Here is a 19,559-nt window from a genome sequence, read left to right on the forward strand (position 1 = left end):
CCAAGGAGCCATTGGGAGCTCTAAAAGGGGAGCGAGCCATGTCCCTCCAATCAGTACCATCCGACGCCGCCGATCTTCGTCAGAACCGCCCTGAGGACGTCCAGGCGCTGGAGGCGGATGCGCGGCTGCGCGACGATATCCGCCTGCTCGGACGCATCCTGGGCGACACCGTGCGCGACCAGGAGGGCGCGGATGTGTTCGACCTGGTCGAGCGTATCCGGCAGACCTCGATCCGGTTCCACCGCGACGAGGACCGGCTTGCCCGCCGCGAGCTCGAGCAGATCCTCGACAGCATGTCGACCTCGGAGACGGTGCGGATCGTTCGCGCCTTCAGCTATTTCTCCCACCTCGCCAACATCGCCGAGGACCAGAACAACATCCGCCAGATGCGCGCCGGCAAGAACGGCGGCTCCGGCGTGCTGGCGGAGACGCTCGCCAAGGCCAAGGGCGCGGGGATCGGCACCGACACGCTGCGCAGCTTCTTCAAGAGCGCGCAGGTCAGCCCGGTGCTGACCGCGCATCCGACCGAAGTCCGCCGCAAGAGCACCATGGATCGCGAGATGGAGGTCGCGGCGCTGCTCGACCGCCGCGAGCGGGTTGCCTTGACCGAAGACGAGGCCGCCGCCAGCGACGAGCAGTTGCGCCGCGAGGTGCTGACGCTGTGGCAGACCAATCTGCTCCGCCGCACCAAGCTCACCGTGCTCGACGAGGTCGCCAACGGCCTGTCGTTCTACGATTACACGTTCCTTCGTGAAGTGCCGCGGCTGGTCAACACGCTGGAGGACCGGCTGGAGGAGGGTGGCGAGCAGGCCGCCGGCGAGCTCGCCTCGTTCCTGCGTATGGGCAGCTGGATCGGCGGTGACCGCGACGGCAATCCCTTCGTGACCGCCGACGTGATGCGCGGCACGCTGCGGCTGCAATCGAGCCGGGTGATGCAGTTCTATCTGAACGAGCTGCACGTGCTCGGCTCCGAACTGTCGATCGCAGCGCATCTCGCCGACGTCTCCGGGGAGCTGCGCACGCTGGCGGAGCGTTCGCCCGACACCTCGCCGCACCGGAGCGGCGAGCCTTATCGCCTCGCGGTCTCCGGCATCTATGCGCGCCTGACCGCCACGGCCGAAAAGCTCGAGGTCGAGATCACCCGCCGTCCCGTCGGCAAGGGCGCTCCTTACGACAGTGTCAAGGAGCTGCAGGCCGATCTCGACGTGCTGCACCGCTCGCTGATCTCCAACAACGCCCGCGTCATTGCCCGTGGCCGGCTGCGGCTGCTCCGGCGCGCGGTGGACTGCTTCGGCTTCCATCTGGCGCGGCTCGATATCCGCCAGAACTCGGCGGTGCATGAGCGTACCATCGCGGAGCTGATGGATGCCGCGAACCCCGGCATGTCCTATCTCGCGCTCGGCGAGGACGCGCGCATCTCGCTCCTCACCAATGAGTTGCGCTCGACGCGCGCGCTGGTGTCGCCGTTCGTCAAGTACAGCGACGAGACCATGGGCGAGCTCAACGTCTTCCATGCCGCGGCGGAAGCGCATGCGAAGTTCGGCTCGGATGCCATTCCCCAATGCATCATCTCGATGTGCAAGGGCATGTCCGACATGCTCGAGGTCGCGGTGCTGTTGAAGGAGGTCGGCCTGGTCCATCCCTCCGGGCGCAGCGCCATCAACATCGTGCCGCTGTTCGAGACCATCGAGGATCTGCAGGCATCATCAGGCATCATGGATCGCATGCTGTCGCTGCACGATTACCGCCGTCTCGTCGACAGCCGCGGCAGCGTCCAGGAGGTCATGCTCGGCTATTCCGACTCGAACAAGGATGGCGGCTTCGTCACCTCGGGCTGGGAGCTCTATAAGGCCGAGATCGGCCTCGTCGACGTGTTCGAGCGCCATGGCGTCCGCCTGCGCCTGTTCCACGGCCGCGGCGGCTCCGTCGGCCGCGGCGGCGGACCGAGCTACGACGCCATCGTCGCGCAGCCGGGCGGGGCCGTGAACGGCCAGATCCGCATCACCGAGCAGGGCGAGATCATCTCGTCGAAATATTCCAACGCGGAGGTCGGCCGCAACAATCTCGAGATCCTGGCGGCGGCAACGCTGGATGCCAGCCTGTTGCAGCCGAGCCAGAGCGCGCCCCGCCGCGAATATCTCACTGCGATGGATGAGCTTTCGAATCTCGCCTTCAAGGCCTATCGCGGCCTCGTCTACGAGACCGACGGCTTCGTCGAATATTTCTGGTCCTCGACCGTGATCAACGAGATCGCGACCTTGAACATCGGCAGCCGTCCGGCCTCGCGCAAGAAGACCCGCGCGATCGAGGACCTTCGCGCGATTCCCTGGGTGTTCTCCTGGGCGCAGTGCCGCCTGATGCTGCCGGGCTGGTACGGCTTTGGCAGCGCGGTCGAGCAATGGATCGCCGAGCATCCGGATAAGGGCATGCCGTTCCTGAAAGAGCTCTACAAGGAATGGCCGTTCTTCCGCATGCTGCTGTCGAACATGGACATGGTGCTGGCGAAAAGCTCGATCGCGATTGCCTCGCGCTATGCCGAGCTGGTGCCGGACGAAGCCCTGCGCGAAAAGATTTTTGGCCGCATCCGCCGCGAATGGCATTCCTGCATCGAGACCCTGCTCGACATCATGGGGCAGGACCGGCTGCTGCAAGGCAATCCGCTGCTGGAGCGCTCCGTGCGTCATCGCTTCCCCTATCTCGATCCGCTCAACCACGTTCAGGTCGAGCTCCTGAGGGAGCATCGCGCGCAGAACCCGGATGAGCAGGTGCTGCGCGGGATTCAGCTGACGATCAACGGCATCTCGGCGGGCTTGAGGAATACTGGCTAGATGCGAATGGCGAATAGCGGATGGATTCCACTCGCTATTCGCCACTCACTATTCGCTTCTCAACAGAAATGCGCCCCCTGCGTCTCCACATAGACCGAATACAGCGACTGGCTCGCGGTCATGAACAGGCGGTTGCGTTTCTTGCCGCCGAAGCAGAGATTGGCGCAGGTCTCCGGCAACATGATCTGGCCGATGCGCGCGCCGTCGGTCGACGCGAACACCTGCACGCCGTCATAACCCGGACCGACCCAACCGGCGCCGACCCAGATGTTGCCTTCGGTATCGACGCGCAGTCCGTCAGGGAAGCCGGACTTGCCGTCGAGCTTCATGTCGATCAGCCGCTTCGGGTTCGATAGTTTCTGACCGTCGAGGTCGTAGGACCACACCACGTTTTCCGCCTGCGGATAATGCGTGATCCCGGTGTCGCAGACATAGACCTTCTTGTAGTCGTGGGAGAAGGCGATGCCGTTCGGCTTGAACGGCTCGTCCGCGACCTTGGTCAACTGGCCGGACTGCGCGTCGAGGCGATAGACCGCTTCCTTCTGATAGGGTTGCAGCGAGCCGGTATTGGCGAGCTTGCCCTCGTAGATGCTGATCGCGCCGTAACCGGGATCGGTGAACCAGATCGACTTGTCGTTGGGATGCACGACCATGTCGTTCGGGCCGTTGAGCGGCTTGCCGTTGGCCTGCTCGGCCAGCGAGGTGACCGAGCCGTCGTGCTCGTAGCGGACGAGGCGTGTGCGCTCGGCGGTGATCTGGCGTCCCTCGGTGTCGAATGAATTGCCGTTGCCTTCGTTCGAGGGCTTGTGGAACTGCTCGGAGATATGGCCGTCGTCGTCGAGGTAGCGAAGCTGCCGGTTGGCGGGAATGTCGCTCCAGACGAGGTATTGTCCCTGCGCATTCCACGCAGGTCCTTCCGCCCACAGGCAGCCGGTATAGAGCCGCTTGATCGAGGTGTTGCCCACCTTGGCCTTGAAGCGCTTCGGATCGATGGCGACGATGTCGGGGTCAGGATAGCGCTGCGGCTCGGCATTGGCGCCGTAGTTGCGGGCGTCGGCCTTGGAGGCGAGCACAGTGGACGCGGCGAGCACGGCCGCGCCTCTTAAAATATCGCGGCGGCCGAGGCCGCCGGGTTCCGTTGCAGAGGTGTCGTTGGGGTTGGTCAGTATTCTTGTCATGGTTTCCTCCCAAAGTTGTGTTGGGAGGCCACCATTCGCCCGCATTCAGGCATAAAGCGGGGCGATCTCTGGACGGGACAACCAGAGATCGCGGCGCAGGAATGCCAAAAATATGGCTAGACAGGATCCCACGGGAAGATGTCGGCGGAGCGGTCGAGCTTGTAGAAGGAGCCCTTCAGCGCCGGCATGCCATGTTCCGCAATCGACTGCGGCGTCCAGCCTTCGCTGCGATGCACGGAGCGCAGCGGACGGTTCTGGCTGAACAGGAACAGCTCGTTCATGCGCGCACCAAAAATCTGACCGCTGACGTCCTTGGCTGCGTCGGAGAGCAGATACGCGCAGATCGGGGCGATCTTCTCCGGGCCCATCTGCTTGATCTTCTCGACGCGCGCCTTCTCGGCTTCGGTCTCGGTCGGGATGGTGCCGATCATGCGGGTCCAGGCGAACGGCGAGACGCAGTTCGAGCGGACGTTGAAGCGGCCCATGTCGAGTGCGATCGACTTGGACAGGCCGATGATGCCGAGCTTGGCGGCGGCGTAGTTGGCCTGGCCGAAATTGCCGATCAGGCCCGAGGTCGAGGTGAAGTGCACGAAGGAGCCGGACTCCTGCTCGCGGAAGATGCGCGCGGCGGCGTGGCTGACATAGAACGAGCCCATCAAATGCACCTTGATGACGGCCTCGAACGCTTCCACGCTCATCTTGTGGAAGATCATGTCGCGCAAGATGCCGGCATTGTTGACGACGCCGTCGAGCCGGCCGAAATGATCGGTCGCGGTCTTCACGATCTTGCTCGCCGGAACGGCTTCCGCCACCGATTCGAAGTTGGGGACGGCGATGCCGCCGCGCTTCTTGATCTCCTCGACCACCTCCTCGGCGGGCGTCGCGCTCGAACCGGCGCCGTCGGCGGCTCCGCCGGGATCGTTGACGACGACCTTGGCGCCCTCGGCCGCGCAGAGCAGCGCGATCTCGCGCCCGATGCCGCGGCCCGCGCCGGTGACGATGATGACCTTGTCCTGCAGTGATTTGCTCATGTGGATGACCTCTCGTTCGTAAACACGATCGTGCCGCTGGCGGCGAACATGCCGCCGACGCCGTGGCACACTGAAATCTTCGCATTCGGCACCTGGGCCGGCGCGATGCCGCGCATCTGGCGCACGCTCTCCTGGAGCGCGTACATGCCGTACATGCCCGAATGCATGTAGCTCAAGCCGCCGCCATTGGTGTTGAGCGGAAGCTTGCCGCCGGGGCGCGTGTTGCCGTCGGCGATGAATTTGCCCGTTTCCTCATGCGGCATGAAGCCGAGATCGCCGAGGCCGAACAGCGGCAGATGCGCGAAGGCGTCGTAAATCATGAGATGATCGACGTCCTTGTGGGCGATACCGGCCTCCTTGAACGCTAGCGGTCCCGCCGTCTTGAATGCCCGCGACGAGTTGAATGTCTCCATCTGGCTGACCATCGGCGTCTCGACGCTCTCGCCGGTGCCCATGATGTAAACCGGCTTGCGCGGAAAGTCCTTGGCGTGGTCGGCCGAGGTCAGGATCAGCGCGCCGCCGCCGTCGGTGACGAGGCAGCACTGCAAGAGCCGGAACGGATAGGCGATCATGCGCGAGTTGAGGACGTCGGCGACCGTGATCGGATCCTTCATCATCGCCCGCGGATTCTTCGCCGCCCATTCGCGCTGCACCACCGCGACCGAGGCGAGCTGCTCATGCGTGATGCCGTAAGTCTTCATGAAACGCAGCACGGGGATCGGGAACATGCTGGGCGGGCCGTAGACGCCGTAGGGCGCTTCGAACTGGCCCTGCAAACTGTCGGCCGGGATCGAGCGCGGCGCCTTGCCGATCATCGACTTGCCGCTCTCGGCATGCGTGATGAGCACGGTCTTGCACAGCCCGGCCTCGATCGCCGCCGCTGCGTGGCGGACATGCAGCATGAACGAGCAGCCGCCGACGGAGGTGCCGTCGACCCAGGTCGGCTTGATGCCGAGATAGTGACAGACCTGCTGCGGTGTCTCGACCGCGGTGGCAAAGCCGTCGATATCCGAGAGTTTCAACCCGGCATCCGCAATGGCATTGAGCGCCGCGTCCGCGTGAAGCTGGAGCTGCGACATGTTGGGGACGACCCCGAGCTCGGTGGTCTCGGCCGCGCCGACGACGGCAACCTGGTTCTTGCGCATGGTTTACCCCTTCGCCGGACGGAACACGGGGAGGGTGATCTTGTCGTCGAGCACCTCGAACGCGACCTCGAGCTTCATGTCGAGTTCGAGCGCCTCCGGTGTCTGCGGGCAGTCGATGATGTTGCTCATCATCCGCGGTCCCTCGGCAAGTTCGACCACCGCAATCGCATAAGGCGGCGTGAAACCGGGCGCGGCGGGGCGGTGGTTGATCACGTAACTGTAGAGAAAGCCCTTGCCGCTCGCCTTGAACACGGAGACCTTGCGCGAGGCGCAGGACGGGCAGAATGGGCGCGGCGGGAAGTAGACATGCGCGCAGGCATCGCAACGTTGCAGGCGCAGTTCGCCTGCTTTCGCGCCGTCCCAGAAATGCTGGGTTTCCGGCGTCGGTTTCGGTCGCGCGCGCTGCGGTTCGGCCATCTCGGAACGCCCTCCCAAAGGCAAATCTTGAATAGGCAGGCTTGACGCCCGCCTGTTTCGATCTTGATGCGACAATCGGCTATCGTGCGTCAACGGTCCAGCAGGCAGCATGCATGCCATCATGCGCACAATGCTTGTGTCGAACTGAGCCGGCGCTATAGATTGCGCGCGCAATATTCCGTGAGACAGACATGCCCGATTTTCCGACACTGGCGAAGCTCGCCGACGACCTCGAAAGCGGCTGCACCACCTCCCGAAAACTGGTCGAGGCGTGCATCGCCAGGATCGCCGATCCCTCAGGCGAGGGGCAGCGCACCTTCATCCATGTCGACAAGGACGCCGCGCTTGCGGCGGCGGATGCGATGGACGGCTTGCGCAAGGCCAAGGCGGAGCCGTCGCGCTATGCCGGTATCCCCATCTCGATCAAGGATCTGTTCGACATCAAGGGCCAGGTGACGCGCGCCGGCTCCCGTGCGCTCGACGATTCCCCGCCGGCCGAGCATGATGCGGCGACGGTGGCGCGGCTGCGCAAGGCCGGCTTCGTCGTGATCGGGCGGACCAACATGACCGAGTTCGCCTATTCCGGCATCGGCATCAATCCGCACTATGGCACGCCCAAGGGCGCCTGGAACCGTGCCGAGGGCCACGTGCCGGGCGGTTCGTCCTCGGGTGCCGCGGTCTCGGTGCTCGACGGCATGGCGCATGGCGCGCTCGGCACCGACACCGGTGGCTCCTGCCGCATTCCGGCGGCCTATAACGGCATCGTCGGCTACAAGCCGACGCAGCGCCGGGTGCCGCTGGATGGCGCGGTGCCGCTGTCGTTCTCGCTCGACAGCATCGGTCCCTTGGCGCGATCGGTCAGCTGCTGTGCCATTCTCGACGCCGTGCTCGCGAACGAGCCGATCGTTCCGCTGAAGCCGCGGTCCGTGAAGGGCATGCGGCTCGCAGTGCCGACCACGATCGCGCTGGACGATCTCGACGCAGCCGTGTCCGAAACGTTCGAGCGCGCGCTGAAATCGCTGGCCGATCACGGCGCCATCATCGAGCGGATCGAGATGGCCGAGTTCCACGACATCGGCCCGATGAACGCCAAGGGCGGCTTTGCCGCGTCGGAAAGCTACGCCTGGCATCGCTATCTCATCACGTCCAAGGGCGACGTTTACGATCCCCGCGTGTCCGTCCGCATCATGCGCGGCGAGGCGCAGAGCGCGGCCGACTACATCGATCTCCTCAACGAGCGCCGCTCGCTGATCGCCCGCGTCAATGCGCGCATCGCGCCCTATGACGCGCTGGTGCTGCCGACCACCGCCAATACGCCGCCGAAGATCGCGGATCTCGCCGACGACAAGGCGTTCACCGCGCAAAACCTGCGCGCGCTGCGCAATTGCACCCTGATCAACATGATCGACGGCTGCGCCATCTCGCTGCCGGCGCATCGCGAAGGCGATGTCCCGATCGGCCTGATGCTTGCAGGGGCGGGCGGATCCGATCGTCGTATCTTCGAACTTGCTGCCGGCATGGAGGCCGTCATTCGTGTTTGACCTGACTTTCACCGTTGATGCCCAGGACGCCACCACACCGCTGACCTTGGCGATCGACCAGATGGTCATCGCCGGCTGGACCGGCCGTGATCCCGTCGCGCGCGACAAGCACATCAAAGAGCTGCAGGAGATGGGCATCGCCCCGCCGGCGTCGACGCCGATTTACTATCGCGGCGCGGCACGGCGGCTGACCCAGGAAGACAGCATCGAATGCTGCGGTGGCGATTCCTCCGGCGAGGTCGAGTTCGTGCTGATCGGCTGGCAGGGCCGCATCTTCGTCGGCTGCGGTTCCGACCACACCGACCGCAAGGTCGAGGCCTACAACGTCACCGTCTCCAAGCAGATGTGCGACAAGCCGATCGCCTCGACGCTGTGGGAGCTCGAAGAAGTCATCGGCCATTGGGACAGGATGATCCTGCGCTCCTGGGCCACCATCAAGGGCGAGCGCGTGCTCTACCAGGAGGGCACGCTGGACGCGATGCTGCCGGTCGCCGATTTGATCGCGCGCGGCTTCGAAGGCGCAAAATTCCCCGACGGCTGCGCCATGTTCGGCGGCACCTTCGCCGCCAAGGGCGGCATTCGCCCCGCCGACCGCTTCGATTTCGAGCTCGAGGACCCCGTGCTGAAGCGGACGATCAAGCATGGATATGATGTGGTGACGCTGCCGGTGCGGGGCTGACCGGCGTGGTCATTGATTGATCGGCTGGGCCTGAGCGCCCGGAATGTCCATGCGAGGTAGCGGCCGGTTCTTGGCCGCTGTCGCCTGCGCCTCGCTGATCAAGCTGGCTGTCTGCATCCGATCAATGACGTAATCTCGATTGCGGGCCTCGAAAGATCGGCTTGGGTAAGGTTGTCGCGCTCGCATCATGAGGAACGCGATTTCGTCGATCTGAAGATCCGGCAGCCGCTTCCCAAAATAGATCTCCGCTGCGGTCACCACGCCATATGCGCCGCGACCCAGATAGTTCTCGTTAAGATAGATCTCGAAGATCCTGTCCCGGGACAGACTGCGGATGACGCGCTGCATGAAGATGATCGAGGCAATAGGATCGATCTGCCGGCGAGTCTCCGGGGACAGCAACAGCAGGCAGCGTGACACAGATTGCGTCACGCCGGCTGGCCCGGGACTGCTGCCCGTGCTCATCGCAACTGCAATCTCAACGAGAGGATTCAACGACCAGGCTTCGTAGAAGTCTGGTTGCTCAAGAGCGATTGCGGTGTCTCGTAGCAGAGGCGGAACATCGGCAAGGAGAATGTAGTTACGCTTTGGATCGGTGCTGCATGCCGGGCCTGTCGGCGCAATCGCCGCGAGCTGGGCTTTGGTCGGAAGTCCAACGCCGTATTCATAGTGCCAGACCAGCCAACCCACGAAGGTGAGCAGCCCCACGGTCGCGAGCGAGAGTGCGATCAGCACCGTCTTGGCAGCAATGATGAGAACTTTGCGCATCGGACGCGGGCTGAAGGAGCGGAACGGGTCCAAACTCGCGTTGGAACCGGACGGAATTGGGGCGGTTGGGCCTCACGGAAATCGGGTGGTGCGCCCGTGCGGGGTCTGCAAAGCTATCGGCCATGAAAACAGCCGCAAAACTTGCCATGCCTGCTCCGGACCCCGCCGCCCGCGTCGATGCGCTCCGATGGCCTGAGATCACCGCCGAGCTCGACTCCCAGGGTTGCGCCGTCCTGAAAGGCCTGCTGACGCCGGACCAATGCCGGGCCGTCGCCGCGCTCTATCCTGACGACGCGCACTTCCGCAGCCGAATCGTGATGGGCCGCCACGGCTTTGGCCGCGGCGAGTACAAATATTTCTCCTACCCGCTGCCCGATCTGATCGCGCAGCTGCGTCCGGCGCTTTATGCGCATCTGCAGGGCGTTGCTAACAGCTGGAACGAGGCGATGGGGATCGACATCCGCTATCCCACCTCCCATGCCGCCTTCCTCAAGCGCTGCCACGAGGCGGGGCAGGCGCGGCCGACGCCCTTGCTGCTGCAATATGAGGCCGGCGATTTCAATTGCCTGCATCAGGATCTCTATGGCGAGCACGTGTTCCCGCTCCAGGTCGCGATCCTGCTGTCCGAGCCCGGTCGCGATTTCAGCGGCGGCGAGTTCGTGCTGACGGAACAACGTCCGCGCATGCAGTCCCGTGCCGAGGTGGTGCCGCTGGCGCAGGGCGATGCGGTGGCCTTTGCCGTGCATCACCGCCCGGTGCAGGGGACACGCGGCACGTACCGCGTTAACCTGCGCCATGGCGTCAGCCGGATTCGCTCCGGACAGCGCCACACCGTCGGTGTGATCTTTCATGATGCCAAATGAGCGCAACGATTGACGGCTGATTTGTTCGACAGCGTCGCTGAAGCACAGCCATCGCGCGAAAAAATCGCGGACGGCGCCGTGCTGCTGCGCGGATTCGTCAAGCCGATCGAGCGCGAGTTGATCGAAGCCGTGCGCGCCATCGTGGCGCAGTCGCCGTTCCGTCGCATGACCACGCCCGGCGGTCATCTGATGTCGGTCGCCATGACCAATTGCGGCGAGCGCGGCTGGATCACCGATCACACCGGCTATCGCTATGATCCCATCGATCCCAAGACCGAGGCGCCGTGGCCGGCAATGCCGCCGGCGCTCCGCGATCTCGCCCGCGGCGCCGCGGAGCAGGGCGGCTTCCAGAACTTTGCGCCCGATGCCTGTCTCGTCAACTGCTACGAGCCCGGCACGCGGCTGTCGCTGCATCAGGACAAGGACGAGCTGGATTATTCGGCGCCCATCGTCTCGGTCTCGCTTGGGCTACCCGCGATCTTCCTGTTCGGCGGCCTGGCGCGCGCCGACAAGCCGCGCCGCTTCCGGCTGGTCCATGGCGACGTCGTGGTCTGGGGCGGCCCGTCAAGGCTCGCCTATCACGGCGTGGCGCCGCTCGCGGAAGGCGAACACGCGCTGCTCGGCCGGAAGCGGATCAATCTGACCTTTCGCCGGACGCGTTGACGTTTACGGCTTCGGCGGATGAATGAACGCCCACGGGCTGACTTCCGAATCCCGGGTCACCTCGACCGAGATCAGATACGGCCCGCCATGCGCGAGCGCCTTCTCCATGGCCGCCTTGAACTGGTCCGGTGCGGTGACGCGCGCGGACGCGACGCCGAAGGATTCAGCGAGCTTGACGAAATCCGGATTGACGAGATCGGAGGCCACCACGCGGCCGTCGAACCGTTCGCGCTGGTCGCGGCGGACATTGCCGTAGGCGTTGTTGTTGAACACCAGTGTCACGACGCCGATGTTGAACTGCACGGCGGTGGCAAGCTCCTGCACGCCGAACATGAAGCCGCCGTCGCCGGTGATCGCCACCACTGGCTTGTCGGGGTTGGCGACCTTGGCGCCGAGCGCAGTCGGGAAGCCCGAGCCCAGCGTGCCCTGATAGCCCGAGGTGATGAAGGTGCGCGGCTCGTAGATCGGAAAGCCGTACCAGGAGGCGAAGCCGAATTGCGACAGCTCGTCGGTCACGATCGCATTCGCCGGCAGCACCTCGCGCAGGATGTTCAGATACGCCATCTGCGGCTGGATGCGCTGGATGTCTTGTTGTGCAGTCGCGGTGGCCTCCCGGATCGCGGCGCGGCGGCCGGCGGTCTTGCTGTAGCCCGCCTTGCTGACGGCAGCGGCGAGATCCGCGGTCGCGGCCTTCGCATCGGCGACGATGGCGGTGTCGGAGATGAAGCGCCGCATCTCGACGGGATCGATGTCGATGCGGATGCTCTTCAACCCGTCCGGGCGATAGGGCCAGCGCGACATGGTCGGCAGTTCCAGCCGCGTGCCGATGCCGATCATCAGATCGGTCTTCGCCCATAGCTTGTAGGCGGCGGCCATGGTCAGGCCGAGCTCATGCGCGTTGGAGACGATGCCGCGGCCGCTGCGGAAGGCGACCACAGGCGCATCGATCATCTCGGCGAGCTCGAGGATCTCCTCGCGTGCGTCGATTGCGCCGCTGCCGACGAAGATCATCGGCGCCTTGCTGGTCCTGATCAGCGCTGCGGCCTGCTTGATCATGTCGGGATCGGGCTGCGGCGCGGGCAGGGGCTCCAGCACCTGCGCTGCGGCCGTGTCGGCGCGCTGGGTAAAGATGTCCCAGGGCATCTCGACCGAGGCGGGGCCGCGCCGTCCCGATGTCATCTCCTGGAAAGCACGCGCCACGGTCGTCGGCGCATTGCCGGGATGTTCGATGCGATCGGCCCATTTCACATAGGTGCGCAAGGTCGCGAGCTGGTCCGGCATCTCATGCAGATGGCCGCGGCCCTTGCCGAGAAACTGCGTCGGCACCTGGCCCGTCACGCACAGCACCGGCTCGTTGCAGCCATAGGCGGTGAGCAGCGCCGCGCTGGCGTTGAGGACGCCGGGGCCGGGCACCACGCTGAACACGCCGGGCCTGCCGCTCGCGCGCGCATAGCCGAACGCCATGTAGCCACAGGCCTGCTCATGCCGCGCGCCGATCACCTTGAGCTGGGCCTGGTGGAAGGCGTCGAACAGGCCATAGACCTGCGCGCCGGGAAGGCCGAATACGGTATCGACGCCATGGGCGACGAGCCCGCTTACGATTGCTTCGCCGCCGGTGAGGGTGGTCATTGCATCATTCCATTCGAGTTGTTGGTCAGGCTTCGTCGACGACGCCGTTGCGTAAGGATCCGATGCCCTCGGCCGCGACCTCGATGATGTCGCCGGGCTTCAGGTATCGCGGCGGATCGAACCGCGCGCCGGCGCCGGTCGGCGTGCCCGTGACGATGATATCGCCGGGGACCAGCGTCGCGAAGGTCGAGATATAGCTGATGAGGTAGCGGAACGGGAACATCAGGCGGCTGGTGCGGTCGTCTTGCCGCAGCTCTCCGTTGACATGCGTGGTGAGACGAATGTCGGCAATCTGTGCTTCCCGGGTGTAGGGCACGAGCCACGGTCCGAGGCTGCCGCTGGAATCGAAATTCTTGCCCTGTGTGACGTTGAACTTGGCGTGGCGCAGCCAGTCGCGCACCGAGCCCTCGTTGCAGAGCGTCAGCGCGGCAATGTGATCGAGTGCAGCGCTCTCCTTGATGTGCCGCCCGGGCTTGCCGATCACCAGCACGATCTCGCCTTCGTAGTCGAGCTGCGCGGATGCGCGCGGGCGCACCAGCGGCGTGTCGTGGCCCACGAAGGAGCGGGGCGAGCGCATGAACATGCTCGGATATTTCGGCGCCTCCTGGCCGTCCTTGTACTCGGCATTGCGGTCGGGATAGTTGACGCCGATGCAGATGATTTTCTCCGGCGCGGGCACCGGCGGCAGCCATGTGATCTCGCCGAGTGCGTGAATCGGCGTGCGGCCCGCGGCCTCTTCGGCAAGGCTCACGAGCTTGCCGGCTGCGATGACCTCACGCAACGTCGGATAGTCTTTTGCGTAGCGCGCGGAGAGATCGACGATGCCGCCCTCGAGGACAGCGCCGTAGCGGCTTTCACCCTTGACGGAATAGGTGGCGAGGCGAGGGAGTTTCATGACTTAATCCGCCACCAGCACGTCGGCCACGAACTTCGGCTCACGCACGGCCTGCCCCGAGAACGGCGAGCCCTGCTCGAACCAGGAGCGCGGCGCGGGCGCGCCCCATAATGTCTGGCGGCGCGGATCGCGCAGCGACCAGCGTAGCGGCTCGTGGTCGTGATCGCCCGTAAAATAGTCGCTGGTGTAGAGCTCCAGCCGATGGCCGTCGGGGTCGCGCACATAGAGGAAGAACGCGTTCGAGATGCCGTGGCGGCCGGGGCCGCGCTCGATATTCTTCACGAAGCCCGCGGAGGCCATGACGTCGCAGAGATGGATGATGTTCATCGCCGTCGGCGTCCAGTAGGCGAAGTGGTGAAGGCGAGGGCCCTTGCCGTTGGTAATCGCGAAATCGTGGACATTGCCCTTGCGATGCATCCAGGCGGCCGCGATGCGCCCCTGCGGACCGTCCTCCTCGGCGTATTCGGTGAGACGGAAGCCGAGCCGCGCGTAGAAGTCGACGGTGTCCTGCACTTCGGCGGCGAAGACGTTGAAATGATCGAGCCGCTGCGGATGGCAACCCTTGTAGAGATCGAAACGGCGCAAGAGATGCGGCCGCCGGTCCATCGACGCATAGAGCTCGATCTGGAAGCCGAAGGGATCGGTGAATTGCAGGGTGCGGCCCTGGAACGGCTGATCGGCGAAGGCGTAGGCGAGGCCGTTCTCGGACAGGAACTTGGCAGCCTTGTCGAGATCGCCGTCGTTGCCGACCTTGAAGCCAAGCCTGTTACACGCGGGCACGGCGGCTTTGCGCAGCACCAGCGAGTGATGCTGATGCTCCTCGGCGGCGCGCAGGTACACGAATTTGTCGTCGGCGTCCTCGACATGCAGGCCGACGGTGGTCTCGTAGAAGGCGCGGCTCAGCTTCAGATCGGTCACGTCGAGCACGACGTGGCTGGAGCGGATGATGTTGAACGGCGGCTCGAAGATGTGTTGCGGTACCGGCATTGGCGTTTCCCCTCGGAACGACGAACGTCAAATTCCCAGTTTCTGAATCTTGTGCGTGCCCCGCGCCAGCGAGACGTGTTTGGTTTCCATGTAGAAGTCGAACGAGTAATCGCCGCCGTCGCGGCCGATGCCCGAGGCCTTCATGCCGCCGAACGGCGTCGGCAGATGGCGGACGTTTTCCGAGTTCAGCCAGATCATGCCGGCCTCCAGCGCGTCCGCGACGCGCAGTGCGCGGCCGACGTCGTTGGTCCAGACATAGCCGGTCAGGCCATAGCGGATATCGTTGGCGATCTCGATCGCGTCCGCCTCGTCCTTGAAGGGCAGCACGGTGAGGAAGGGGCCGAACACCTCTTCCTGCGCCACCCGCATCTTGCCGCTGGCGCCGGTCACCAGCGTCGGCTCGACATAATGTCCGCCGCCCGGGCCGTCATAGGCCTTGCCGCCGACCGCGATTGTCGCGCCGTCCTGCCGTGCGACGTCGAAGTACGAGCAGACCTTTGCCAGATGCCGCTCGTGGATCAGCGGCCCGATCTCGGTGGCGGGATCGAGGGGGTGGCCGACCCTGAGCGCTTTGACGCGCGCGGTCAGCTTTTCGATGAACTTGTCCGCGATGTTTTGCTGGATCAGCAGGCGGCTCGAGGACGTGCAGCGCTCGCCATTGAGCGAGTAGATCATGAACACGACCGCATCGAGCGCGCGGTCGAGGTCGGCGTCGTCGAACACGATCACGGGGTTCTTGCCGCCGAGCTCGAAATGCACGCGCTTCAGCGTCGGTGCGCCCTGAACCATGATCGCCGATCCCGTCGCGCTTTCGCCGACGAAGCCGATCGCCTTGATTGCGGGATGCTCGGTCAGCGCCTTGCCGGCCTCTTCGCCAAATCCGTGGACGGTGTTGAGCACGCCGTCGGGCACGCCGGCTTCCTTGACCAGCCGCGCCAGAACGGACGCCGTCACCGGCGACCACTCGGCCGGCTTGTGCACGACGGTGCAGCCCGCCGCCAGCGCAGGCGCGATCTTCCAGGTCGAGAGCATGAACGGCGTGTTCCACGGCGTGATCACGCCGACGGGGCCGATCGGCACGCGCGTCGAGATGTTCCAGTGCTCATCGCTCGGCGTGTTGAGGCCGTCGCGCGCCTCGGCGCATTTGTCGGCGAAGAAGCGGAAGTTCTCGGCGGCACGGATCGCGGCCTTGGCCATGAAGCGATAGGCCTGGCCGGTGTCGATGCATTCGAGCACGGCGATGTCTTCGGCGTTGTCCTCGATCGCATCGGCAACACGATGCAATAGCTTCTTCCGCATCGCGGGGCCCATGTCGCGCCAGGACTTGAAGGCGAGCGCAGCGGCGGTCGCGGCGGCGTCGATGTCCTCGGCATTGCCGCGCGCGACGCTTGCGAGCGTGGCGCCATCGACCGGCGACTTCGTCTCAAACCTCTCGCCCGAGATCGAGGGCACGATCTTGCCGTCGATCATGTGGCCGATGCCGTCGGCGCCGAGCTTCTTCAGCAGCGGCGCGACGCGCTCGCGGTTGGCCTGGAAGACGTCGGCTTTCGGTGTGGGCTTATCCATGGGCGGCCACCACTTTCAATGCGTCGTGGATGTTGTTGCGCTTCCAGCTGGTGTCCTTGTCGTTGATCTGCATGTCGAACGACAAAGCGAACTTGCTGGCGGCGAAGACGGGATCGAGATGTTTTGAAAGCGCCTGGAAAACGTGCTCGCCGGCCTTCTGGCGGGTGGCGAGGTCGCGGCCTTCGCCGATGCGCAGCAGCATGTCGAGGAAGCCGTAATCGTGCTTGTTATCAGCGACTGCGTAGTGCTCGCAGCGGATGGCGCGGACGCGGATGCCGCCGAGCGGGAAGATGCCGGTTTCGACCGCGGCCTTGCGCACCACCTCGCAGACGGCGCCGATGTCGAGACGGCTGTCGAGATTGGCCGAATATTCGATCGTGAAATGCGGCATGGCGGTTTCACTCCCTGTGTATTCTTGTTGCTTTCTAGGCGAAGTAGCAGCTGACCGAGCCGTAGGCGCCATAATCGGCTTGAATTGTGTCGCCCTTGCGGGTCTCGATCGGACGGATGAAGGAGCCGGCGAGCACGACCTGGCCGGGCTCGAGCGCGAGCCCCAGCGGCGCGATCTTGTTCGCGAGCCACGCAACCGCGGTCGCGGGATGATTGAGCACGCCGGCGGCAAGGCCGGTCTCTTCGAGCTGACCGTTCTTGAAGCACAGCGCGCCGATCCAGCGCAGGTCCGCGTCGAGCGGGCGGATCGGCCGGCCGCCGAGCACGATGCCGGCATTCGCTGCATTGTCGGCGATGGTGTCGTAGATTTTTCGCGTGGCCTTGGTCTTGGGATCGACGCGCTCGATCCGCGTGTCCAGAATCTCCAGCGCCGGCACGACGAAGTCGGTGGCGTTGAGCACGTCGAACATCGTGCAGTCGGGGCCTTCGAGCCGCTTGCTCATGACGAAGGCAAGCTCGGCCTCGACGCGCGTCGCGATGAAGCGCTCGGTCGGGACGATCCCGCCGTCGGCGAAGAACATGTCGTCGAGCAGCACGCCGGAATCCGGCTCGTCGATGTTGAGCGCGCTCTGCATCGCCTTCGAGGTCAGGCCGATCTTGTGGCCTTTGACGAGGCGTCCCTCGGCGATCTTGATGTCGACCCACGCCTTCTGAATCGCGTAGGCATGGGCGATGGTGATGTCGGGGAAATCCTGCGAGAGCTGCCGGATCTGCACGCGGGTCTTCTCCGCCTGGTGCAGACGGTTCGCGCAAGCAAGGATATCGTCGTTGGAAAGCGCCATTGGTGATCGACCAAAATTGTGGTGCCCGGAAATACTTAACATGTTAAGTGAATGCGTCAAACAGAATCTGGGCTTGCTGCACTGCAAACGTTTTGCGGTCTGAAGGGGCGGCTTTGAAAGGGCGACGTTGAAAGGTCATGATGGCGAAGAGACCGGCTGATCCTACCAACGGAAGTGCGACTGCCGCGCGCCAGGTGCCGATGCGCGACTTCTCGCGCTCGCTGCCGATGTCGCTGCTGCGGGCACGCGAGGCGGTGATGCGGCAATTTCGCCCATCGCTGCGCGAGCATGGTCTGACTGAACAGCAATGGCGCATCCTGCGCGCGCTCGCGTCGATCGAGGCCGCCGAGGTCACGGAACTCGCGCGCACCGCATTTCTCCTCGGGCCAAGCCTGTCGCGCATCCTGCGCGATCTCGAGGCGCGCCATCTGATCGAGCGCAAGACGGCGAAGGCGGACCAGCGCCGCAGCATGGTCTCGATTTCGAAAGAGGGCGTGAAGCTGATGGCCTCCGTCGCGCCGTCGTCGGAAGCGATCTATGCCGAGATCACGCAACGCTTCGGCGCGCGCAAGCTCGCCGAGTTGCAGGAGATGCTCGGCGAGTTGGAATCGTGCCTCGCTTCCGCGGATGCGCGTGACGAGATCACGGACGATGCGTGACGGCAAATTTGCATGATGACGTTCCCGTCACGCATGACTGTCATCATTGCATAACGCGTGGGCAGTGCTTGCGACGCGAATTGTGCGAAAAGCCCGGAAAAAGCAGCTGAGAATAGATCGCTGCCGCAGGTGTTCATCACCATCGGGGCGTGAACTCTCCGTACTTAGTCGATGACGTCTCAATATCAATTTACTCACGCCGGCAGAATCCGTAAGTAGCATCCGGCTCTGTATTCAGAAGCCAAACAAAGAAGGGCCGACAAGGATGCCCGGCCCCAGGGAGGAATGTATGAGACTGACGAGACGCGACTTCGCTGCCGGAATTGCTGCCGGCATTGCCGCGCCATACCTCATCAAGAGCGCAAATGCGCAGGGCGCCACCATCAAGATCGGCATGTGCGCGCCCGTCACCGGTCCGGCCGCTGAATCCGGCGGGTACGCCATCAAAGGTGCCAAGCTCGCGCTCGAGGCCGTCAACAAGGCCGGCGGTATCCTGGGAAAGCAGGGCGAGCTGATCGTCGAGGACGACCAGACCACCAACCCCGGCATCGTGCTCGCGTTCTCGAAACTCGCCGCGCAGTCCGATATCGTCGGCTTCCTCGGCTCGATCCGTTCGACCCAGGTGCATGCGATGGCGCCCGACGTCATCAAGCTCGGCAAGCCCGTGATGATCGGCGGCACCGATCCAAACCTCACCCATATGGGCAATCAGTGGCTGTTCCGCTGCCGTCCCAATGACAGCTATTCCGGCCGCGTCATCGCCGAATACGGCGTCAACACGCTCGGCAAGAAAAAATGGGCCGTGCTGCACTCGACCGACGCCTTCGGCACGGCCGGCGGCAAGGCGCTGACGGCCGCGCTGGAAAAGCTCGGGGCCCCCTCGGTGCTCGATCAGGGCTACGCCAACCAGAGCCAGGACTTCACGCCGGTCGTGCTCGCGATCAAGCAATCGGGCGCCGAGATTCTCGGTTCCTACTTCACCTTCGAGAACGACCTCGGCATCTTCGCCCGCCAGCTCCGTCAGCTCGGCGTGAACATCCCGTGGGTCGGCTCGCCCTCGATCGTCAACATCACCGCGCTGAAGCTGGCCGGTCCCGCGCTCTACAACACCTATGGCGTGGCCGACTATGCCGAGGATTCCAGCGAGGGCTCGAAGGCGTTCGGCAAGATCTACCGCGACGCGGTCAAGGTCGCGCCGGACAACCAGAGCTCCTGGACGTTCGATGCGGTCAACGTCTTGGCTGCGGCGATCAACAAGGCCGGATCGACTGATCCCGGCAAGATCCGCGAAGCCATCCTGGCGACCAAAAAGTTCGCCGGCGCCGAAGGCGAATACAATTTCGACCAGAACGGCGATGGTCTCCACGGCTACAACATCGTGAAGAACGACAAGGGCAATATCGTCTTCGACAAGCACATCGAGTTCAACGACTGACGTTCTCGCGACCTCCCCGATTCCGGTCGGGGAGGTCGATACG

18 protein-coding genes are annotated in these 19,559 nt (G+C 64.4%); 7 read left to right on the forward strand and 11 right to left on the reverse strand.

Going from position 1 to position 19,559, the window contains the following annotated elements:
• Positions 1 to 38 precede the first annotated feature (38 nt).
• Positions 39 to 2,828 (forward strand): phosphoenolpyruvate carboxylase, encoded by a 2,790-nt coding sequence (gene ppc, locus NLM32_RS16785; protein WP_254130049.1) that lies wholly within the window; start codon positions 39 to 41, stop codon positions 2,826 to 2,828.
• A gap of 59 nt (positions 2,829 to 2,887) precedes the next feature.
• Here ppc and NLM32_RS16790 read toward each other — a convergent pair whose 3' ends face one another.
• The 4 genes from NLM32_RS16790 to NLM32_RS16805 all read right to left on the reverse strand — a co-directional run bounded on the left by NLM32_RS16790 (position 2,888) and on the right by NLM32_RS16805 (position 6,599).
• The gene (locus NLM32_RS16790) at positions 2,888 to 4,006 is read right to left on the reverse strand and encodes an SMP-30/gluconolactonase/LRE family protein (RefSeq protein WP_254130050.1); all 1,119 of its coding nucleotides are present in this window, start codon (positions 4,004 to 4,006) and stop codon (positions 2,888 to 2,890) included.
• A 116-nt stretch (positions 4,007 to 4,122) separates the two neighbouring features.
• A complete protein-coding gene (locus NLM32_RS16795) occupies positions 4,123 to 5,037 on the reverse strand; it encodes an SDR family oxidoreductase (protein ID WP_063691128.1) in 915 nt (304 codons plus the stop codon).
• A complete protein-coding gene (locus NLM32_RS16800; protein WP_254130051.1) occupies positions 5,034 to 6,182 on the reverse strand; it encodes a thiolase in 1,149 nt (382 codons plus the stop codon). The genes NLM32_RS16795 and NLM32_RS16800 overlap by 4 nt, the downstream gene beginning before the upstream one ends.
• Positions 6,183 to 6,185: 3 nt before the next feature.
• A complete protein-coding gene (locus NLM32_RS16805; protein ID WP_254130052.1) occupies positions 6,186 to 6,599 on the reverse strand; it encodes a Zn-ribbon domain-containing OB-fold protein in 414 nt (137 codons plus the stop codon).
• Between the two features lie 191 nt (positions 6,600 to 6,790).
• Between NLM32_RS16805 and NLM32_RS16810 the strand changes: the two genes are divergently transcribed.
• Both NLM32_RS16810 and NLM32_RS16815 read left to right on the forward strand, forming a co-directional pair.
• Positions 6,791 to 8,140: an amidase gene (locus NLM32_RS16810; protein WP_254130053.1), complete on the forward strand. Its 1,350-nt coding sequence runs from the start codon at positions 6,791 to 6,793 to the stop codon at positions 8,138 to 8,140.
• Positions 8,133 to 8,819 carry a DUF2848 domain-containing protein gene (locus NLM32_RS16815; protein ID WP_254130054.1) on the forward strand — a complete coding sequence of 229 codons (687 nt, stop codon included), beginning with the start codon at positions 8,133 to 8,135 and terminating at the stop codon, positions 8,817 to 8,819. The genes NLM32_RS16810 and NLM32_RS16815 overlap by 8 nt, the downstream gene beginning before the upstream one ends.
• Positions 8,820 to 8,828: 9 nt before the next feature.
• On the opposite strand, the gene NLM32_RS16820 is transcribed toward NLM32_RS16815, so the two are convergent.
• A complete protein-coding gene (locus NLM32_RS16820; RefSeq protein ID WP_254130055.1) occupies positions 8,829 to 9,587 on the reverse strand; it encodes a transglycosylase domain-containing protein in 759 nt (252 codons plus the stop codon).
• Positions 9,588 to 9,709: 122 nt separating this feature from the next.
• Here NLM32_RS16820 and NLM32_RS16825 point away from each other — a divergent pair, with 122 nt between their 5' ends.
• Both NLM32_RS16825 and alkB read left to right on the forward strand, forming a co-directional pair.
• On the forward strand, positions 9,710 to 10,450 hold the full coding sequence (locus NLM32_RS16825; protein ID WP_254192689.1) for a 2OG-Fe(II) oxygenase: 741 nt from the start codon (positions 9,710 to 9,712) through the stop codon (positions 10,448 to 10,450).
• Between the two features lie 9 nt (positions 10,451 to 10,459).
• Positions 10,460 to 11,113: a DNA oxidative demethylase AlkB gene (gene alkB, locus NLM32_RS16830; RefSeq protein WP_254130057.1), complete on the forward strand. Its 654-nt coding sequence runs from the start codon at positions 10,460 to 10,462 to the stop codon at positions 11,111 to 11,113.
• Between the two features lie 3 nt (positions 11,114 to 11,116).
• On the opposite strand, the gene NLM32_RS16835 is transcribed toward alkB, so the two are convergent.
• Genes NLM32_RS16835 through hpaH form a run of 6 tightly spaced genes read right to left on the reverse strand, consistent with a single transcriptional unit; the run spans position 11,117 to position 17,422 of the window.
• Positions 11,117 to 12,742 carry a thiamine pyrophosphate-dependent enzyme gene (locus tag NLM32_RS16835; protein ID WP_254130058.1) on the reverse strand — a complete coding sequence of 542 codons (1,626 nt, stop codon included), beginning with the start codon at positions 12,740 to 12,742 and terminating at the stop codon, positions 11,117 to 11,119.
• A 25-nt stretch (positions 12,743 to 12,767) separates the two neighbouring features.
• Complete coding sequence (locus NLM32_RS16840) at positions 12,768 to 13,637, reverse strand: fumarylacetoacetate hydrolase family protein (protein ID WP_254130059.1); 870 nt, start codon at positions 13,635 to 13,637, stop codon at positions 12,768 to 12,770.
• A 3-nt stretch (positions 13,638 to 13,640) separates the two neighbouring features.
• The gene (gene hpaD / locus NLM32_RS16845) at positions 13,641 to 14,624 is read right to left on the reverse strand and encodes a 3,4-dihydroxyphenylacetate 2,3-dioxygenase (protein WP_254130060.1); all 984 of its coding nucleotides are present in this window, start codon (positions 14,622 to 14,624) and stop codon (positions 13,641 to 13,643) included.
• Between the two features lie 27 nt (positions 14,625 to 14,651).
• Positions 14,652 to 16,190 (reverse strand): 5-carboxymethyl-2-hydroxymuconate semialdehyde dehydrogenase, encoded by a 1,539-nt coding sequence (gene hpaE, locus NLM32_RS16850; RefSeq protein ID WP_254130061.1) that lies wholly within the window; start codon positions 16,188 to 16,190, stop codon positions 14,652 to 14,654.
• Entirely contained in the window at positions 16,183 to 16,581 is a 399-nt protein-coding gene (locus NLM32_RS16855; protein ID WP_254130062.1) for a 5-carboxymethyl-2-hydroxymuconate Delta-isomerase, read from the reverse strand. The genes hpaE and NLM32_RS16855 overlap by 8 nt, the downstream gene beginning before the upstream one ends.
• Before the next feature lie 34 nt (positions 16,582 to 16,615).
• Positions 16,616 to 17,422, reverse strand: coding sequence for a 2-oxo-hept-4-ene-1,7-dioate hydratase (hpaH, locus tag NLM32_RS16860; RefSeq protein ID WP_254130063.1), 807 nt, complete (start codon positions 17,420 to 17,422; stop codon positions 16,616 to 16,618).
• Positions 17,423 to 17,562: 140 nt separating this feature from the next.
• Here hpaH and hpaR point away from each other — a divergent pair, with 140 nt between their 5' ends.
• Both hpaR and NLM32_RS16870 read left to right on the forward strand, forming a co-directional pair.
• Complete coding sequence (hpaR, locus tag NLM32_RS16865) at positions 17,563 to 18,081, forward strand: homoprotocatechuate degradation operon regulator HpaR (protein ID WP_254135327.1); 519 nt, start codon at positions 17,563 to 17,565, stop codon at positions 18,079 to 18,081.
• A 289-nt stretch (positions 18,082 to 18,370) separates the two neighbouring features.
• Positions 18,371 to 19,516 (forward strand): ABC transporter substrate-binding protein, encoded by a 1,146-nt coding sequence (locus NLM32_RS16870; protein ID WP_254130064.1) that lies wholly within the window; start codon positions 18,371 to 18,373, stop codon positions 19,514 to 19,516.
• Positions 19,517 to 19,559: the final 43 nt, after the last annotated feature.

Source organism: Bradyrhizobium sp. CCGUVB14 (assembly GCF_024199935.1).
GTDB lineage: Bacteria > Pseudomonadota > Alphaproteobacteria > Rhizobiales > Xanthobacteraceae > Bradyrhizobium.

Bases quoted from the DNA above. Each gene is read 5' to 3' on its own strand.
- ppc (WP_254130049.1), top strand. From the start codon at position 39: ATGTCCCTCCAATCAGTACCATCCGACGCCGCCGATCTTCGTCAGAAC.
- NLM32_RS16790 (WP_254130050.1), bottom strand. From the start codon at position 4,006: ATGACAAGAATACTGACCAACCCCAACGACACCTCTGCAACGGAACCC.
- NLM32_RS16795 (WP_063691128.1), bottom strand. From the start codon at position 5,037: ATGAGCAAATCACTGCAGGACAAGGTCATCATCGTCACCGGCGCGGGC.
- NLM32_RS16800 (WP_254130051.1), bottom strand. From the start codon at position 6,182: ATGCGCAAGAACCAGGTTGCCGTCGTCGGCGCGGCCGAGACCACCGAG.
- NLM32_RS16805 (WP_254130052.1), bottom strand. From the start codon at position 6,599: ATGGCCGAACCGCAGCGCGCGCGACCGAAACCGACGCCGGAAACCCAG.
- NLM32_RS16810 (WP_254130053.1), top strand. From the start codon at position 6,791: ATGCCCGATTTTCCGACACTGGCGAAGCTCGCCGACGACCTCGAAAGC.
- NLM32_RS16820 (WP_254130055.1), bottom strand. From the start codon at position 9,587: ATGCGCAAAGTTCTCATCATTGCTGCCAAGACGGTGCTGATCGCACTC.
- NLM32_RS16825 (WP_254192689.1), top strand. From the start codon at position 9,710: ATGAAAACAGCCGCAAAACTTGCCATGCCTGCTCCGGACCCCGCCGCC.
- NLM32_RS16835 (WP_254130058.1), bottom strand. From the start codon at position 12,742: ATGACCACCCTCACCGGCGGCGAAGCAATCGTAAGCGGGCTCGTCGCC.
- NLM32_RS16840 (WP_254130059.1), bottom strand. From the start codon at position 13,637: ATGAAACTCCCTCGCCTCGCCACCTATTCCGTCAAGGGTGAAAGCCGC.
- hpaD (WP_254130060.1), bottom strand. From the start codon at position 14,624: ATGCCGGTACCGCAACACATCTTCGAGCCGCCGTTCAACATCATCCGC.
- hpaE (WP_254130061.1), bottom strand. From the start codon at position 16,190: ATGGATAAGCCCACACCGAAAGCCGACGTCTTCCAGGCCAACCGCGAG.
- NLM32_RS16855 (WP_254130062.1), bottom strand. From the start codon at position 16,581: ATGCCGCATTTCACGATCGAATATTCGGCCAATCTCGACAGCCGTCTC.
- hpaH (WP_254130063.1), bottom strand. From the start codon at position 17,422: ATGGCGCTTTCCAACGACGATATCCTTGCTTGCGCGAACCGTCTGCAC.
- hpaR (WP_254135327.1), top strand. From the start codon at position 17,563: ATGGCGAAGAGACCGGCTGATCCTACCAACGGAAGTGCGACTGCCGCG.
- NLM32_RS16870 (WP_254130064.1), top strand. From the start codon at position 18,371: ATGAGACTGACGAGACGCGACTTCGCTGCCGGAATTGCTGCCGGCATT.